The sequence below is a fragment of the Streptomyces sp. Root1304 genome, from assembly GCF_001426405.1.
Classification (GTDB): domain Bacteria; phylum Actinomycetota; class Actinomycetes; order Streptomycetales; family Streptomycetaceae; genus Streptomyces.
On record NZ_LMEP01000023.1, the window covers coordinates 380,061 to 395,660 of the forward strand.

General features: G+C 73.3%; 13 protein-coding genes. 6 read left to right on the forward strand and 7 right to left on the reverse strand.

The features are described 5' to 3' along the window. The first annotated feature begins 101 nt into the window (after positions 1-101). Positions 102-2,531 carry a molybdopterin cofactor-binding domain-containing protein gene (locus ASD33_RS23870; protein WP_242427226.1) on the forward strand — a complete coding sequence of 810 codons (2,430 nt, stop codon included), beginning with the start codon at positions 102-104 and terminating at the stop codon, positions 2,529-2,531. Between the two features lie 15 nt (positions 2,532-2,546). Then, positions 2,547-3,026 carry a (2Fe-2S)-binding protein gene (locus ASD33_RS23875; RefSeq protein WP_056564121.1) on the forward strand — a complete coding sequence of 160 codons (480 nt, stop codon included), beginning with the start codon at positions 2,547-2,549 and terminating at the stop codon, positions 3,024-3,026. 136 nt (positions 3,027-3,162) lie between these two features. On the opposite strand, the gene ASD33_RS23880 is transcribed toward ASD33_RS23875, so the two are convergent. Then, positions 3,163-3,537 carry a MerR family transcriptional regulator gene (locus tag ASD33_RS23880; RefSeq protein WP_056564124.1) on the reverse strand — a complete coding sequence of 125 codons (375 nt, stop codon included), beginning with the start codon at positions 3,535-3,537 and terminating at the stop codon, positions 3,163-3,165. 63 nt (positions 3,538-3,600) lie between these two features. Between ASD33_RS23880 and ASD33_RS23885 the strand changes: the two genes are divergently transcribed. Further along, complete coding sequence (locus tag ASD33_RS23885) at positions 3,601-4,830, forward strand: MFS transporter (protein ID WP_056564127.1); 1,230 nt, start codon at positions 3,601-3,603, stop codon at positions 4,828-4,830. 149 nt (positions 4,831-4,979) lie between these two features. Here ASD33_RS23885 and ASD33_RS23890 read toward each other — a convergent pair whose 3' ends face one another. Both ASD33_RS23890 and ASD33_RS23895 read right to left on the reverse strand, forming a co-directional pair. After that, positions 4,980-5,819 carry a hypothetical protein gene (locus tag ASD33_RS23890; RefSeq protein ID WP_056564129.1) on the reverse strand — a complete coding sequence of 280 codons (840 nt, stop codon included), beginning with the start codon at positions 5,817-5,819 and terminating at the stop codon, positions 4,980-4,982. Continuing rightward, complete coding sequence (locus ASD33_RS23895) at positions 5,819-7,093, reverse strand: VWA domain-containing protein (protein ID WP_056564130.1); 1,275 nt, start codon at positions 7,091-7,093, stop codon at positions 5,819-5,821. The genes ASD33_RS23890 and ASD33_RS23895 overlap by 1 nt, the downstream gene beginning before the upstream one ends. A gap of 180 nt (positions 7,094-7,273) precedes the next feature. Between ASD33_RS23895 and ASD33_RS23900 the strand changes: the two genes are divergently transcribed. Then, a complete protein-coding gene (locus ASD33_RS23900; protein WP_056564133.1) occupies positions 7,274-8,605 on the forward strand; it encodes a DUF1254 domain-containing protein in 1,332 nt (443 codons plus the stop codon). 91 nt (positions 8,606-8,696) lie between these two features. Here the strand turns inward: ASD33_RS23900 and ASD33_RS23905 are convergent, their stop codons facing one another. The 4 genes from ASD33_RS23905 to ASD33_RS23920 all read right to left on the reverse strand — a co-directional run bounded on the left by ASD33_RS23905 (position 8,697) and on the right by ASD33_RS23920 (position 12,816). After that, positions 8,697-9,341 carry a GAP family protein gene (locus tag ASD33_RS23905; RefSeq protein ID WP_056564137.1) on the reverse strand — a complete coding sequence of 215 codons (645 nt, stop codon included), beginning with the start codon at positions 9,339-9,341 and terminating at the stop codon, positions 8,697-8,699. A gap of 202 nt (positions 9,342-9,543) precedes the next feature. Continuing rightward, positions 9,544-10,953 carry a glutamate decarboxylase gene (locus ASD33_RS23910; protein WP_079044968.1) on the reverse strand — a complete coding sequence of 470 codons (1,410 nt, stop codon included), beginning with the start codon at positions 10,951-10,953 and terminating at the stop codon, positions 9,544-9,546. Positions 10,954-11,361: 408 nt separating this feature from the next. Continuing rightward, entirely contained in the window at positions 11,362-11,865 is a 504-nt protein-coding gene (locus ASD33_RS23915; RefSeq protein ID WP_056564144.1) for a GNAT family N-acetyltransferase, read from the reverse strand. 219 nt (positions 11,866-12,084) lie between these two features. Beyond that, entirely contained in the window at positions 12,085-12,816 is a 732-nt protein-coding gene (locus ASD33_RS23920; protein ID WP_056564146.1) for a flavodoxin family protein, read from the reverse strand. 348 nt (positions 12,817-13,164) lie between these two features. On the opposite strand from ASD33_RS23920, the gene ASD33_RS23925 reads away from it, so the two are divergent. Next, positions 13,165-13,752, forward strand: coding sequence for an HPP family protein (locus tag ASD33_RS23925; protein WP_056564148.1), 588 nt, complete (start codon positions 13,165-13,167; stop codon positions 13,750-13,752). Positions 13,753-14,036: 284 nt separating this feature from the next. Next, positions 14,037-15,596, forward strand: a complete 1,560-nt coding sequence (locus ASD33_RS23930) for a SulP family inorganic anion transporter (protein WP_056564150.1) — start codon at positions 14,037-14,039, stop codon at positions 15,594-15,596. The last annotated feature ends 4 nt before the right edge of the window (positions 15,597-15,600 follow it).

Genomic DNA, 15,600 nt, shown 5'->3' on the forward strand with positions numbered 1-15,600 from the left:
ACCCCCGAACAGTCCCGCGAGGTCACCCACATGAGCGATGATCAGCGCATCCGATGAGGCCCCCGGCGCGCAGCCCCGGGGGCCATGACGAAGGGCACCGAATGGCGAGGCGGCACCCCGCGCGGGACGACCACCCCACGAGCGGCACCGGGGACGCGGGCGCGTCACACCGCGCGCACCCGAACGGCGTCGCCGACGGCACCGACGGCGCGGAGAGCGGCGGCGCTCGCGGAATCGGCCGCCGCCGCTTCCTCGGCTACGTCCTCGCCGCCCCCACCCTCACCGTCGCCGCCCAGCTCGGCGCCGAGGCCCTCGCGCCCCGGGAGGCCGCCGCGGCGGCCCCGGCGCTCATCCCCTCGCTGCCGGGACCGGCCGAACTCCTCGACCTCAACGAGCTGCTCACCCTCGCCGCACTCCCCACCAGCAACCTGATCACCATCCGTCTCGACGCCGACGGCACGGCCCACTTCGCGCTGCCGCGTGCCGAGGTCGGCCAGGGCGTCACCACCTCCAGCGCGATGATCGTCGCCGAGGAACTCGACCTGCCCCTCGACAAGGTGAAGGTCACCCTCGCCGACGCCCGGCCCGAGCTGCTCTTCAACCAGCTGACCGGCGGCTCCAACACCACGTACTCCACGTACACCCCCATCCGGGTCGCCGCGGCCGTCGCCCGCGGCCGGCTCCTCCAGGCCGCCTCGCTGGTGCTCGGGGAGGCCGTCGGGACGCTCACCACCAAGGCGGGCGCGGTCGTCTCCCCGGCCGGGGCGCTGCTCGGCTACGGCGAACTCGCCGCGAAGGCGGCCGCCCTCACCGACACGGCGGTGCACGTGGAGCTGAAGGACCGCGCCGACTTCCGGGTCATCGGAACCGGTCAGCGCCGGGTCGACGCCCTCGAAGCGGTCACCGGCCGCAAGAAGTTCGCCATGGACCTCCAGGTCCCGGACGCCCTGCCCACCATGGTCTGCCGCCCGCCGACCATCAACGGCACCGTCCGCTCCGTCGCCAACCTCGCCGAGGTCCGGGCGCTGCCCGGCGTCACCGACGTCGTCACCGTCTCCACCGGCGTCGCCGTGCGCGGCCGCACCTTCGGCCAGTGCGTCGACGCCGTGCGCGCCCTCCGGGTCGACTGGGGCCCGGGAACCGCCGAGGGAGCCTCCGACGCCACCGTCCTGGAGAAGCTCCGGCGCGCCGAACTCCCCCTGGTGGTGCCGCCGCTGCCGCTCCTCACCAAGGCGGTCGACGCCCGCTTCACCTTCCACTTCGCCAGCAACGCGGCCCTGGAGACCAACTGCGCCGTCGCGGACGTCCGGGCGGACTCCGCGGAGATCTGGGCCTCGCTCAAGGCGCCGATCGTCGCCCAGGAGGAGATCGCCCTGAAGCTCGGCCTGCCGGTCCCGGCCGTGCGCGTGCACGTCACCGAGGGCGGCGGCTCCTTCGGGCGCAAGCTCTTCCACGACGCGGCCCACGAGGCCGCCGAGATCTCCCGGGCCATGGGCAAGCCGGTGAAGCTCATGTGGCACCGCACCGACGACTTCCGCCAGGGCCGCACGCACCCGATGTCCACCTCCCGGGTCCGTGCCACGTACTCGCTCGGCGAGGTCCTGACGTACGAGCAGCGCCACACCTCCGTGGCCACCGACTTCGGGCACGGCATCGGCGAGGTCCTCACGGCGGAGGCGGCCCGGCTGCCCGTCGCGGACCTCACCTTCTCCGAGACGATGTTCCAGCTCACCCAGATCAGCCCCTACCACCTCGGCGTCACCACCCAGCTGCTCGCCGAGACGGACAAGGGCTTCAACACCGGGTCCATGCGCAACATCTACTCGCCCAACGTCCGTTGCGCGCAGGAGCTCGTGCTCGACGAACTCGCCCAGCGGATGGGCCAGGACCGTTACGCGATGCGGCGCAGGCTCCTCAAGGACGCCCGGGCCCGCGCCGTCCTGGACAAGGTCGCCGAGGTGGGGGAGTGGGGCCGCAGCATGCCGGCCGGGACCGCGCAGGGCATCGCGGTCCACACCGAGTACCACTCCGCCGTCGCGATCCTGGCCGAGATCGACTGCCGCCCGGAGACCACAGGGCGGAAGATCCCCGGCGCGTACACGGGTCCGCGCGTCACCAAGGTGGTCTGCGCCGTCGACGTCGGCCTCGCCGTCAACCCGCGCGGCCTGGAGGCCCAGATGATGGGCGGTATCGCCGACGGCATCGCGATCACGCTGACGTCCGGACTCCACCTGAAGGACGGGCACTTCCTCGAAGGCAGCTGGGACCAGTACTTCTACACCCGGCAGTGGAACACCCCGCCCGAGCTGGAGATCGTCGTCATGCCGCCGACCGGCGACAAGCCGGGCGGCGCGGGCGAACTCGCGGTGGCCGGCGCCATGGCCGCCGTCGCCTGCGCCTACGGCCGGGCCACCGGGACGATGCCGACGGTCTTCCCCGTCAACCACGCCGAGCCGCTCGCCTTCACCCCCCTGCCGACGGTCCCGCCCGTCCCCGCCTCGCCCACCGACGGCCGCGACCGCGCGCTGTAGAGACCTGGAGTTCCCGTGCCGCAGCACACCTTCATCCTGAACGGCAAGGCCGTCACCGCCGACGTCGAGGGCGACGTCCGGCTGCTCTGGGTCCTCCGGGACGTCCTCGGCGTCACCGGCCCCAAGTACGGCTGCGGGGTCGGCGTCTGCCGGGCCTGCACCAGCCACCTCAACGGCAAGGCGTTCACGCCCTGCGCCGTCCCGGTCGAACAGCTCGCCCCGACCGACGAGATCACCACCATCGAGGGCCTCCCGGACACCGTGGGCAGCGAGCTCCACCCGATGCAGGAGGCCTGGCTCGACCTCGACGTCGCCCAGTGCGGCTACTGCCAGCCGGGCCAGATCATGACGGCGGTGGCCGAGGTCCGCCGGGCCCGGGAGGCCGGCCGTGAGATCACCGAGGCCGACCTCGACACCATCCGCAACATCTGCCGCTGCGGCACCTACGACCGCATCCGCCAGGCGGTGGTGGAGGGCGCCCGGCGCATGACCTGAGCGGGCGGCTCGGGCCGGGGACGTCAGGTCGGGGACCCCGGCCAGGGACGTCGGTCCGGGCACCCCGGCCCGGGAGGCCCGGTCGGGGACCCCGGCCCGGGGAGGTCCCGTCGGGGACCTCGGGCCCGACGGGTCCTCAGGCCGGTGACGTCAGCTTCTCCCGTACCGTGTCCAGGTACTCCGCCACCGCGTCCCTGTTGCGGGTGAGGCAGCGGATGCGTTCGGTCATCCGGTCCCGTTCGTCCTCCAGCGTGGCCAGCATCTCCGGTGTGGCGTCCGGGAAGTGGATGATCCTTGGCTTGTTCAGACAGGGCAGGATCTGTTTGATGATCCGGGTCGGCAGGCCCGCGTCCAGCAGACCCCGGATCTGCATCACCCGGTCCACGTTCGACCCGTCGTAGACCCGGTAGCCGTTCGGCTGCCGGTCCGCGACGATGAGGCCCTGCTCCTCGTAGTAGCGCAGCAGTCGGCGTGGTGTTCCGGTGCGCTCCGACAGTTCCCCGATCCGCATGGGACGCCCCCTCCCGGGACTCGCTTGACCTTCACATCGATGTGAGGGTTCGAGCATAGGGCCATGGCCAACCACACGACGGCGTCGGCCCGTTCCGACGTCACCTCCGCATCCCCTGCCTCCGGCACCCCCCACTCCTCCGGCCGGCTTCCGCTCGCCGCCCTGCTCGCCCTCGCCACCGCCGTCTTCGTCACCAGCCTGACGGAGACCCTCCCCGCCGGCGTCCTGCCCGCCCTGAGCGCCGACCTCGGCGTCGGCGAGGCCGCCGCGGGCCAGGCCGTCACCGTCTACGCCCTCGGCACCGCCCTCACCGCCGTCCCACTGGCCGCCCGCACCGCGGGCTGGCGCCGCAAGCGGCTGCTGCTCGCCTCGGTCGCCGGATTCGCCGCCGCCAACACCGTCACCGCCGTCTCCACCTCGTACGCCCTCACCATGGGCGCCCGGTTCCTCGCCGGCGTCGCCGCGGGCGTCGCCTGGGCCCTGCTCGCCGGCTACGCCCGCCGCATCGCCCCGCCGCACCTCCAGGGCCGGGCCGTCGCCGTCGCCATGACCGGCATCCCGCTCGCGCTCTCGCTCGGCGTCCCGGCCGGCACCTTCCTCGCCGAGGCCGTGGGCTGGCGCGTCGCCTTCACCGCCATGACCGTGATCGCCGTCGGGCTGCTCGGCTGGATCACCCTCGCCGTCCCCGACCTCCCCGGCGAGGCGCGCGGCGGGCGCGCCCCCGTCGCCCGGACCCTCAAGGTGCCCGGCGTCCTTCCCGTGCTGGCCGTCACCTTCACCCTCGTCCTGGCCCACACCGTGCTCTACACCTACGTCGCCGCCTACCTGGCGCACCTGGGCCTGGCCGGGTCCACCGGCCTCGTCCTGCTGGTCTTCGGCGCCGCCTCGCTCGCCGGGATCTGGTTCACCGGCCGGCACATCGACCGCAGGCTCCGGACCCTGACCCTGGCCGGGACCATCCTCGTCGCCGTGGGCGCCGCCGTGCTCGCCGTCCCGGCCGGGAGCACCGCACTCGTCCTGACCGCCGCCGCCCTCTGGGGCTTCGGCTGGGGCGGCGCGCCCACCCTGCTCCAGACGGCCGTCGCCGAGGCGGGCGGCGACCACGCCGACACCGCCCAGACGATGCTGGTCAGCCTCTGGAACGCGGCGATGGCGGCGGGCGGCATCGCCGGCGGCGTCCTGCTCGACGGCCTCGGCGCCGGCGCCCTGCCCTGGAGCGTGCTCCTCCTCCTGGTACCGGTCGTCGTGCTCGTGGCGGGCGCCCGCGCCCACGGCTTCCCCGCCCGGCGGTGAGCCCCGGACCGTGTCCGGAGCGCACGAAGGCCCCCACCGCGCCGAGGCGGTGGGGGCCTTCCGTCGTCCGAGGGCCGGGGCCGGGACGGACGAGGAGTGCGGGTGCCGAGCCGCGGCCGGTGCCGGTCCCGGCTCGGTGGTCGTACGGGTCAGACCGCCGGCGGCACCCGGGACGGCCGTCCCGCGCCCCGCGTCAGCGCGTACCCGCCGATGCCCGCGAGCGCCGCGAGCACACCGCCCGCGGCGGTCCACAGCCAGCGGTCCGACCACCAGCCGGAGGACCAGCCGTCCTCCGGGGCCGCCGCCTCGACGGCCGTCTTCCGGCCGGCCCCGGTCTCGGCGTCCGCCAGTTCGGCGGTGGTCGCCCCGGGCACGAGCGGCGCCGCGAGCGACCCGTCCGTGGCGTAGGCGCCGCCCTTGTCGAGGGTGCTCACGCCGACCCTCGCCGTGAACGGCTGCCCGAGGTCGTCGTCCGGCAGCGTGCTCACGGTCAGCCGCACGTAGTAGCTGCCGGGCAGCGGGTCGTTGGCCCAGGCGTCGGCCGAGGCGCGCACCGGCCGCAGCACACAGGCGAGTTCCACGGTCGCGGCGTCCTTGGCGGCCGTACGCGACTGGGTGCCGTACATGCACGGCTGGCGCCGCCGGAGCCCGTCGTACACGTCGACCCGCCAGGTCGCGGACCCGTGCCGCAGCGCCGCGTCCGGCAGCGTGACGGTCGCGCTGACCGTCGGCCGCTGCCCGGTGTCCGCGGGGAACACCCAGTACAGGTAGTCACCCGTGGCCGCCTGCGCCGTGGCCTGCTGGCCCGGGAGGAACCGCGCGGCGGTACGGAAGGTGGTGCCGGCCTCGGTCGGCCCGGACGTCGAGGCGGTGTCCGCGCTCGGGTCCGCCGTGGCGGAGGGGGAGTCGGCCAGGGCCGCCGGAGCGGCGAGGCCGAGCAGGGCCGCGCCCGCGAGCGCGACCGTGGCGAGGGTGCGTACGGTACGCATCAGTGGGTCCTCCAGACCGCGAGGCGCCAGCGGGACAGCCAGCCCCAGATCAGACCGGCGAGGAAGCCGACCAGGACGAGTGCGCCGAGCAGCCACCAGCCGCGGCCGAGACCGAACGAGGCCACGTCCGACGCGGCCGACGGCCCGTCGACGACGTCCACCGTCAGCTCGATCGGCATGCCCGGCGTCGTCTTGACCGACGCGGGCGCGGAGAACGAGTTGCTGACCTGGAGACAGACGGTCTCCGCCGCGGGCTTGGCGTCCCCCGGGCCGTCGTCGAGGTCCGGCTTCGGATAGCGAAGGCCCGTCGATATCACGTCGGTGCGCCCGTCACCGGCCTCGGAGCCGCGGACGATCTCCCGCCCGTGCAGGGTGACCGCGCGCAGCAGCACCCCGTAGTCGTTGTTGACGGCACGGTCGGCGGAGACGCTGACGGAGGCGCGCAGTTCCTGGCCGGGCAGCAGGTCCACCCGGTACCAGCGGTGCTGGCCGAAGGACTCGCGGTCGGTGTACAGACCGGGCTTGAGCTGCGGCGCGTCCACACACCGCGCCGCACCGTCGGTGGCCACCGGGGTGACGACCGGGTCGGCGGCGCGGTCGACGAGCTGACGCACTCGGCGCGACAGGTCCTCGGTGCGGTGGACCGAGGTGTACGTGCCTCCGGTCGCCTCCGCGATGCAGGTGAGCTGCGCCCGGGTCTTGGCGTCCGGCACCAGGCCCAGGGTGTCGATGACGAGGTGGATGCCCTTCGCCGCGATCTCCCGCGCCACCTGGCAGGGGTCGAGGGGCGCGCAGGTGTCCTCGCCGTCCGTGATGAGCACGATCCGGCGGGTGGCGTCACCGCCGTCCAGGTCCTCCGCCGCGCCCAGCAGCGCCGGACCGATCGGGGTCCAGCCCGTGGGGGCCAGGGTCGCGACGGCGGTCTTGGCCTCGGTGCGGTCCAGCGGACCCACCGGGTACAGCTGACGGGTGTCCTTGCAGCCCCGCTTGCGGTCCTGCCCCGGGTAGTCGGCGCCCAGCGTGCGGATGCCGAGCTGCACCTCCTCGGGCACCGCGTCGAGGACCTCGTTGAAGGCCTGCTTGGCCGCGGCCATCCGGGACTTGCCGTCGATGTCCTTGGCCCGCATGGAGCCGCTCACGTCGAGGACCAGCTCGACCTTGGGGGATTCCTTCGCCGCCGGCTCGTCGGCGGTCGCGCTCGTCGGCAGGAGCGCGACGCTCAGGGCGGCGAGCAGCGCGCAGGCCCCGGTCGCCAGCCGTTTTCTCGTGATCATCGCCGGATCGTATTGATGATCGTCCGACAAACCAAAACCGGGGTGGGACAAGGGCCTGCGGGCCGGGTCCGCACCCTTCCGTCCTGTCCACTCGTTCGGCGGACTCGCCGCGCGGCAGGCGGGTGGCGCTCGTAGCGTCGGCCGGGATGAGATCCGCCCGTTAGAACCTGGGAGAAACCGATGACGGACGAGTCGATGGAGAAGCTGGCCACGGAGGCATGGCTGTACGGGTATCCGCTGGTCACGGCGGCCGTGACGAAGTGCGCCATGACGGCGGTCCCGGCCCGGGACGACGCGCGCCGGAAGGCCCCCGCCAACCAGTTCTGCTACATGCGCGCCACTCCGGACGCCGACTTCACCGAGGTCGTCTCACCGAACGCCGACACCCTGTACTCCAGTGCCTGGCTCGATCTGTCCGACCAGCCCCTGGTGCTGACCCTGCCCGAGTTCGGCGACCGATTCTGGATGGTCCCCATCCTGGACGCCTGGTCCAATGTCTGCAACGTCGTCGGCCGGCGCAAGAACGGCCCGTCCGCAGGGCCGTTCCTGATCGCCGGGCCGTCCTGGTCGGGGGCGACCCCGCCGGGCCTGACGCTGCTGAAGTCGCCCACCGCCGTGAACTGGATCATCGCCCGGTACGCGACGAGCGGCCCGTCGGACTTCCCGGCCGTCAACCGGCTCCAGGACGGCACCCGGCTGATTCCGCTGTCGGAGTGGACCGGCGACCCCGATGACTACACCCCTCCCACCGGCGTCCCCGTTCCCGCCGACGCCGACACCGCGACGCCTCCCGTCGACCAGGTCCACGCGCTCAGCGGCCGCGAGTACTTCACCCTCCTCAACCAGATGATGGTGGACAACCCTCCCGACCCTGCCGACGCCCCGTTCCTGGGCCGCATCGCCAAACTCGGCGTCGCACCCGGTGCGAGCCTGGACGACCTGTCCGCCGAGGAGATCGCCGCCCTGGACGCGGGCGCGCGGCGCGGCCCGGAGACCCTGCGCGATCTGTTCGCCCAGGCGGAGTCCGCGAACGCCGGTGGGTGGACCGTGCACCGCGGCCTGGGCGACTACGGAACCGACTACACCAAGCGCGCGGTGATCACCCGGTTCGGGTACGGAGCCAACCTCGACGCCGACGCCCTGTACCCGCACGCCACCACCGACGCCGACGGCCGGCCCCTCGACGGTGCCCACACCTACGTACTCCACTTCGACGCCGGTCGGATCCCGCCCGTCGACGGCTTCTGGTCCCTCACGATGATGAACGAGCACCAGCTCTTCGCCGACAACCCGCTGAACCGCTACGCGATCGGCGACCGCAGCGGCATGCGGACCAACCCCGACGGTTCCCTGGACATCCACGTCCAGCACGACAACCCCGGCCCCGACCGCGAGAGCAACTGGCTCCCCGCCCCCGCGGGCACCTTCAACGTCTTCCTGCGCCTGTACTGGCCCCAGCAGCCCGCCCTCACCGGCGAGTGGACCCCCTCGGCGGTGCGGCGCACCGACTGAATCCCGCAGGCCCTGGCCCCCCGAAGGGTTCCTCGTCGGTCACTGTCGAGCCGGACGAGGATGCCGATCGCGGCGGCCGGGGCCGCCTGCGTCAGGTGACCAGTTGGTAGATGCTCGCGCCCGTCACCCACAGGCCGGCGAGCAGGGAGAGCGTGACGATCAGCTGCTCCTGGTGCTGTGACAGCCAGTTCCGCAGGGCGTTCAGCCGGGCTTGGGCGGCCGCGGGTGCCCAGACCACGTACATCTCCATGACGATGAGGCTGAGGGTGGCCAGCAGACAGTAGCCGGTCAGCGCGAGCCAGTCGCCGGAGGTGGAGAGGTTCGCCCCGAGCGCCGTCGCGGCACCGGCGCCGACCAGTCCCCAGGGCTGCAGCAGCCACGCCAGGCCGGCAGCCGTGACCCAGGAGGCGTTGTCGATCCGGGCGGCCCAGCGCGGTGGGCCGTGCGGGCGGGGCGGCCTGCGCTGCCGGTGCGCACCGTACAGCACCAGCGCCAGGCCGATGGCGAGTTTCGCGGCGATCGCGGCGGTCGAGGGCGTGCTGTGGCGGGCCGGGGGCTGTCCACCGGTCAGCAGCACCACGACGGCGATCACGGCGATCAGGTTGGCCAGCCACGACAACAGGAACGCCAGGCCCTGACGGACGCCGCGCCGCGAGGAGAGCAGCAGGATGAAGGCGCTGTTGTGCAAAGGCCCCAGGGTGATGGCCGTACCGATCACCACCAGGTCGAGGACCATCGGACCAGTCGCTCCCGTGAGCGTCAGGGCTGTCCGCCACCCAGGGACTGGGCACCGGTCGGCGAGGGGACGCGGCGCCGCTACGGCGCCGCATCCAGACTGTGCAGGCCAGGGCCCGACGGGTCAAGGAGGCCACGCCCATGAAGCCCTGCCGGTCCGTTCACGGCGGGAATCGGCTCCGGCCGTCGCCCCGACTCCGCCGTCAGTGGTGGAAGCTGACGCGGTCCGAGTCGTGCGGGCGCTTGCCGTCGAGGTGCTTGATCGCCCGGCGCATGTCTTCGGCGAGGAGTTCGATCGCGTCCCGGTCGACGCCGTGCCGCACGAGTACGCGCTGGATCACGGTCTCCTGGCGGTCCGGCGGGAGCGGGTAGGACGGGACCTGCCAGCCGCGCATGCGGAGCTGGTCGGACAAGTCGTACAGGGTCCAGCCGACCGAGCTCGGGTCGGTCAGTGTCCAGGAGACGGCGGGAAGCGCTCCGAGGCCGTCGTAGAGCAGGGTGAAGGGGCCCATCTCCTCGACCTGCCGCGCCAGATGCTGAGCGGTGTCGGCGCATGCCTGGTAGACGCGCCGGTATCCCTCGCGGCCCAGGCGCAGGAACATGAAGTACTGGGCGACCACCTGCCCGCCGGGGCGGGAGAAGTTCAGGGCGAGGGTGGGCATGTCGCCGCCGAGGTAGTCGACGTGGAAGACCAGGTCCTTCGGCAACGCCGCCTCGTCGCGCCACAGGGCCCAGCCCACGCCGAGGGGGGCCATGCCGTACTTGTGGCCGGAGGCGTTGATCGAAGCGACCCGGGGCAGGCGGAAGTCCCACGGAAGGTCGGGGTGGAGGAAGGGCGCGATGAACCCGCCCGAGGCCGCGTCGACGTGCAGGGGGACATCGAGACCGGTCTCCGCCTGGATGCGGTCGAGTTCGGCCGCGATCTCCGCCACCGGCTCGTAGGTGCAGGTGTAGGTCACCCCGAGGATCGCCACGACGCCGATGGTGTTCTCGTCCACGTAGTCGCGCACCTGATGGGCCTGCAGTCCGGTCGCGCCCTGCTCCACCGGCACTTGGCGCAGTTCGACGTCGAAGTAGCGGGCGAACTTCTCCCAGCACACCTGTACCGGCCCGCACACCAGGTTCGGCCGGTCCGTCGGCTGTCCTGCGGCGCGCCTGCGGTCGCGCCACCGCCACTTCAGGGCGAGGCCGCACAGCATGGCGGCTTCACTGGATCCGGTGGTGGAGCAGCCGACGGCGGGTTCGGGCCTGTCGGAGGTGACGGGGGCGTGCCACAGGTGGGCGAGGATGTTGACGCACCGGGCTTCGATCTCCGCGGTCTGCGGGTATTCGTCCTTGTCGACGATGTTCTTGTCGAGGCACAGGTCCATCAGACGGCGGACCTCGTCGTCGGTCCACGTGGTGCAGAACGTGGCGAGGTTCTGTGCCGCGTTGCCGTCGAGCAGCAGCTCGTTGCGCAGCAACTGGTAGACCACCTTGGGGGGCGCCGGCAGATCCGGCATGGCTCGCTTGGACAGGGGCTTCTCACTGAGCGGCGACGTGAAGATGTCGGCAGCCGAGTCTGCGGCCGACTCCCTGGCGTTGTGCAGAGCCACTGTGGGCACCTCTCGCATCGTCCTACCGTGTCCCTCGGAGGCTATGGGCGGGCACCGGGGTCCGACAGCGGGAGTCGTCCACCTGGGGTACGCGCGGGGGAGACGGCAGGGTCAATGCCGGTCCGGGGCGCCGCGCGTTCGCGTACAGCGCGCGAACGGGGCACGCGCCCAGGCCTCGGCAGCGTCGGCTGCCGAGGCCGAGACCGAGGGGGCACGGACCGCTTCTGACGCGACGCCGGCGAAGGCCGAGGGGCTGCGGTCGAGAGCCCGGCGCCCGGCGGAGCGCGGGTGGCTGCTCCTGGAGACGTTGGGGTGTTCAGTGCCGTCCGGCGGACCGCGGCCGTCCCGGACGCCGGCTCACCGCCTCGCTGGTGGCGGGCAGGTTCTCATGGTCCCGGCCGGACGGATCGCTACGGGCAACAACACTTACGAGCCGGGATGCTCCGGCAGGGCGAGCCAGTCCGACCAGGAGATCTCGCGGCCGAGGAAGCGCGGCTGCTCGAACGGCCAGTCGGCGGCGATCCACTGCGGCACCAGCGCGTCGAAGGCCTGCTCGACCTTGCTGCCCACCAGCTCGTCCACCACCCACCAGGAGATCTCGCCGTCCGCGCCGGCCCTCTCCGGTGGGTCGATGTAGACACAGCCGAGCAGCGCTGTCTCCGCCGCGTCGAGCAGCGCGTAGTTGAAGGACTGGTGTGCGGCGATCTCCTTCTCGTGCCGCAACAGGTCGGCCCGGTCGGCCTCGTAGGTCATGGTGGCCGCAGGCCAGCCCCAGGCCGGGCCGAAGATGGTCCACAGCCGCTCGCGCGAACCCATCACAGCCGGATAGTCGAGCGGGGCGTCCGCCTCCCGGATCGGCCGCAGGTGATGGCCACCGCCAGGCAGCGGTACCAGGACGGGATGGACGAAGTCATCGGGAAGCCAGCTCATGTCGCCCGACCGTAGCAGCGCACGGCCGTGAGCTCCCCCGGATTTTCCCCGCATACCGCCAGGCCCTGCGCTCATCGCGGGCAGGGCCCGCGATCATCCGATCCGGACTCCCGTCGATCGACAGACTCCATGATCGGTATGGCAACGGCTTCTCATTCGATGGACTTGCTTGATCCAGAGTGGACTTCCACCGGACCTCCGACCGTTCCGGACCCGTGCTCAGCGGTGTTCGGGGTTCTCGAAGTCGAAGCGGCAGCCCGCGTCCCATTCCGAGCGCTGGTTGCCGTGCGCCGGGATGCCGCCGGCGTCCTTGAGCATGCGGGCGAGGTGGAGCTGGTTCCACGTCATGAAGGTGGTGTTGCGGTTGGTGAAGTCGTTCTCCGGGCCACCCGAGCCCTCGTCCAGGTACGACGGGCCCGGTCCGGCCGGGCCGACCCAGCCCGCGTCAGCCTGCGGCGGGAGCACGTATCCCAGGTGCTGGAGGCTGTAGAGGACGTTCATCGCGCAGTGCTTGGCGCCGTCCTCGTTGCCGGTGATCAGACAGCCGCCCACGCGACCGTAGTACGCGTACTGGCCCTGCTCGTTCAGGATCGACGAGCAGGCGTACAACCGCTCGATGACCCTCTTCATGACCGAGGAGTTGTCGCCCAGCCACACAGGCCCCGCCAGGGTGAGGATGTCGGCGGCCATCACCTGTGAGTAGATCACCGGCCACTCGTCCGTCTCCCACCCGTGCTCCGTCATGTCCGGCCAGACACCGGTCGCGATGTCGATGTCCACCGCCCTGAGCACCTCGACCCGCACGCCCTGGCGCTCCATGATGCCGGTGCTGATGTCGATCAGCCCCTGTGTATGGCTGCGCTCCGGGGAACGTTTCAGGGTGCAGTTGATCACCAGGGCGCGCAGGTCGGCGTACGACGTCGTTGAGTCCGGCACGGAATCCTCCTCCATACGCTCCGGGGTTCCGGACGTGAGGGCACCGGAGATCTCCCAGGACAGCTCACCAGGCCTACGCCCCGGGCGCTCGCGGAGCTGGGCCGGTTGCCTGACCGTCCGCCCTCCGGTCCGCCGGCCACCCGCTCGTGATCGCGCGGCCGAACGCCGCCCGGCGGTGGGGGCCGGACCCACCCCGCCCCGGCCCCCACCGCCGAAAACCCGCTGGTTAGAGTGGTGCGAGGTTGCGCCGCCGCACCAAGGCCAGGCGCGAGACCGGGCCGACTGTCGACCACAGGGTCCCGTACGACCACCCGCCCCCGTCTCGTCCGGCCGATGGCCGCCTGCCCCGGAAACACAGCCCCCATGCGTACCGACACCGCCCTGCGCCCGGAACCCGCCCCGGCCGCCACCGCACCCGATGAGACCGTCGCCGCCCCCGCGAGCCGACGCTCCCCGCTGGCACGGATCGCCGGCCGGGCCCCGGCGAGCCCCGCGCCCGCCGCCGCCGCGCACAACATAGGTGCCGTCACGACCGCCCTGCTGGGGCTCGTCGCGCTCGGCGCCGCGCTCCACGAGCCGGTCCTGATACCGCCGCTCGCCGCCAGCGCCACCCTGGTGCACTGCGCCCCCGCGCTGCCCCTCGCCCAGCCCCGCAGCGTGATCGTCGGGCACCTCCTCGGTGCCGCCGCCGGCTACGGGATGGCGGCCGTCGCGCAGGGCAGCGCCTGGGCCGCCGCCCTGGCCGCCGGCATCACCCTCGCCCTGACGACCCTCGCCAGGACCCCGCACGCGGCCGCCTGTGCCACCGCCGTCATCGTGGTGCTCCAGGCGCCCGCGCCGGGCCGGTTCGTCCCCCTGCTGTTCGGCTCCACGGTCCTGCTCGTGCTCACCGCGTTCGCCGCCTCCCGCGTCCGGCGCGGAGCCCCGAGGTACCCCGCCTACTGGTGGTGACGCGCCCCGGGCCCGCCCGGCCCGCCGTCGTGCGCCCCGGTGCGGCGGCCGTACGCCCCGTCCGGCGCGGGTGAGCGGGCGCCAGCGGCGGATGCGCCCCCGGGGCGCCGCACCCCCGAGCGCCTTCCGCGTGGGTGATCGGGTCACGTTCCGGCGGGTTCAGGCCGGAAGGCCCGACCGTGGGCCGAGTGCCCGAAACCGGAGCCGTGCCGCCGTACTACCGTGCACGGGCCGTCGCTCGCCCTCGCTCGGTGACACGCGTGAACTGAAGGGGAGAGAACCGTATGCCGTCCTCCTTGCCCCGTCTCCGGCACGACCTCCGACAGCGGCTCACTCACGGACCCCGACAGCACCTCCGCCACGACGTCGCGGCGTCCTTCGTCGTGTTCCTGGTGGCCCTGCCCCTCTGCATCGGCGTCGCCGTCGCGTCCGGTGTCCCCGCCGAACTCGGACTGATCACCGGCATCGTCGGCGGCCTCGTCACCGGGCTCATGCGCGGCAGCAGCCTCCAGGTCTCCGGGCCGGCCGCCGGTCTGACCGTGCTCGTCTTCGAGGCGGTGCGGACCCTGGGCCTCCCCGGGCTCGGCGTCGCCGTCCTCCTCGCCGGTCTCCTCCAGGTCGCCCTGGGCCTGCTGCGATGGGGCCGCTGGTTCCGGGCCATCTCGCTCTCGGTCGTCGAGGGCATGCTCGCCGGCATCGGGCTCGTCATCGTCGCCGGCCAGCTGTACGCGGCGGCCGGCGTCGCCGCCCCCGCCTCGGGCCCGGCCCGGCTCGCCGGGCTCCCGGCCGCCCTGTGGCGGGTGGCCGGCGGCGCCGTCACCCCGGCTCCGCTCGCCGTCGCCGCCGGCACGGTCCTGGTCATCGTGGGGTGGCGGTACGTGCCGCCGCGCGTCCGCGTCGTGCCGGGCGCGCTGGCCGCCGTCCTGCTCGCGGCCCTCGCGACCGCGCTGTTCGGTCTGCCGGTCGCGACGGTGCGGGTGGACGGGGTGCCGGCCGCCGTCCGGCTGCCCGGGGCGGAGGCGTTCGCCGCGATCGGGGACGTCGCGCTGCTCGGCACGGCCCTCGCCTTCGCGCTGATCGCCTCGGCGGAGTCGCTGTTCGGCGCGGCGGCCGTGGACCGGCTGCACGACGGACCACGCACCGACTACGACAGGGAACTGCTGGCCCAGGGCCTCGGCAACACGGTCTGCGGCCTGCTCGGCGCGCTGCCGATGACGGCGGTGGTCGTGCGCAGCGCGGCCAACGTCCGGGCGGGCGCGAGGACCAGGGCGTCCCGGGTGCTGCACGGGCTGTGGCTGCTGCTGTTCGCGGTGCTGCTGCCCGGCACCCTGGAGTACGTGCCGCTGGCGGCTCTCGCGGGCATCCTCGTCCACGCCGGCTGGAAGCTGATCCCCTTCAGGGCGGTGGTCGCGCTGTGGCGCGGTCACCGCGGCGAGGCGCTCGTCCTGGTGGTCACGGCCGGGGCGATCGTCGGCGTGAGCATGCTCGAAGGGGTGCTGATCGGGCTGGCCCTCTCCGTGGGCAAGGCGGCCTGGGACGCCTCGCACCTCCGGGTGGACCGTACCGACGACGGCCTCGGCCCGGCGCGGGTGACCCTGTCGGGGAACGCGAACTTCCTGCGGCTGCCGAAGATGCTCGACGTGCTCGAAGCACTGCCCCGGGACCGGCCGGTCGACCTGGACCTCTCCGGGCTCCACCACCTGGACCACGCCTGCCGGGCGGCGCTGGAGGGCTGGGCCGCGCGTCACTGCACGGCGGGCCCGGAGGCCGTACGCCTGCACGCGCTGCCGGAGCGCCGCCCCGCCCGGCCCGCCGACGGCGAGGAGGTCGGGGCGGCGCCCTGAGCCG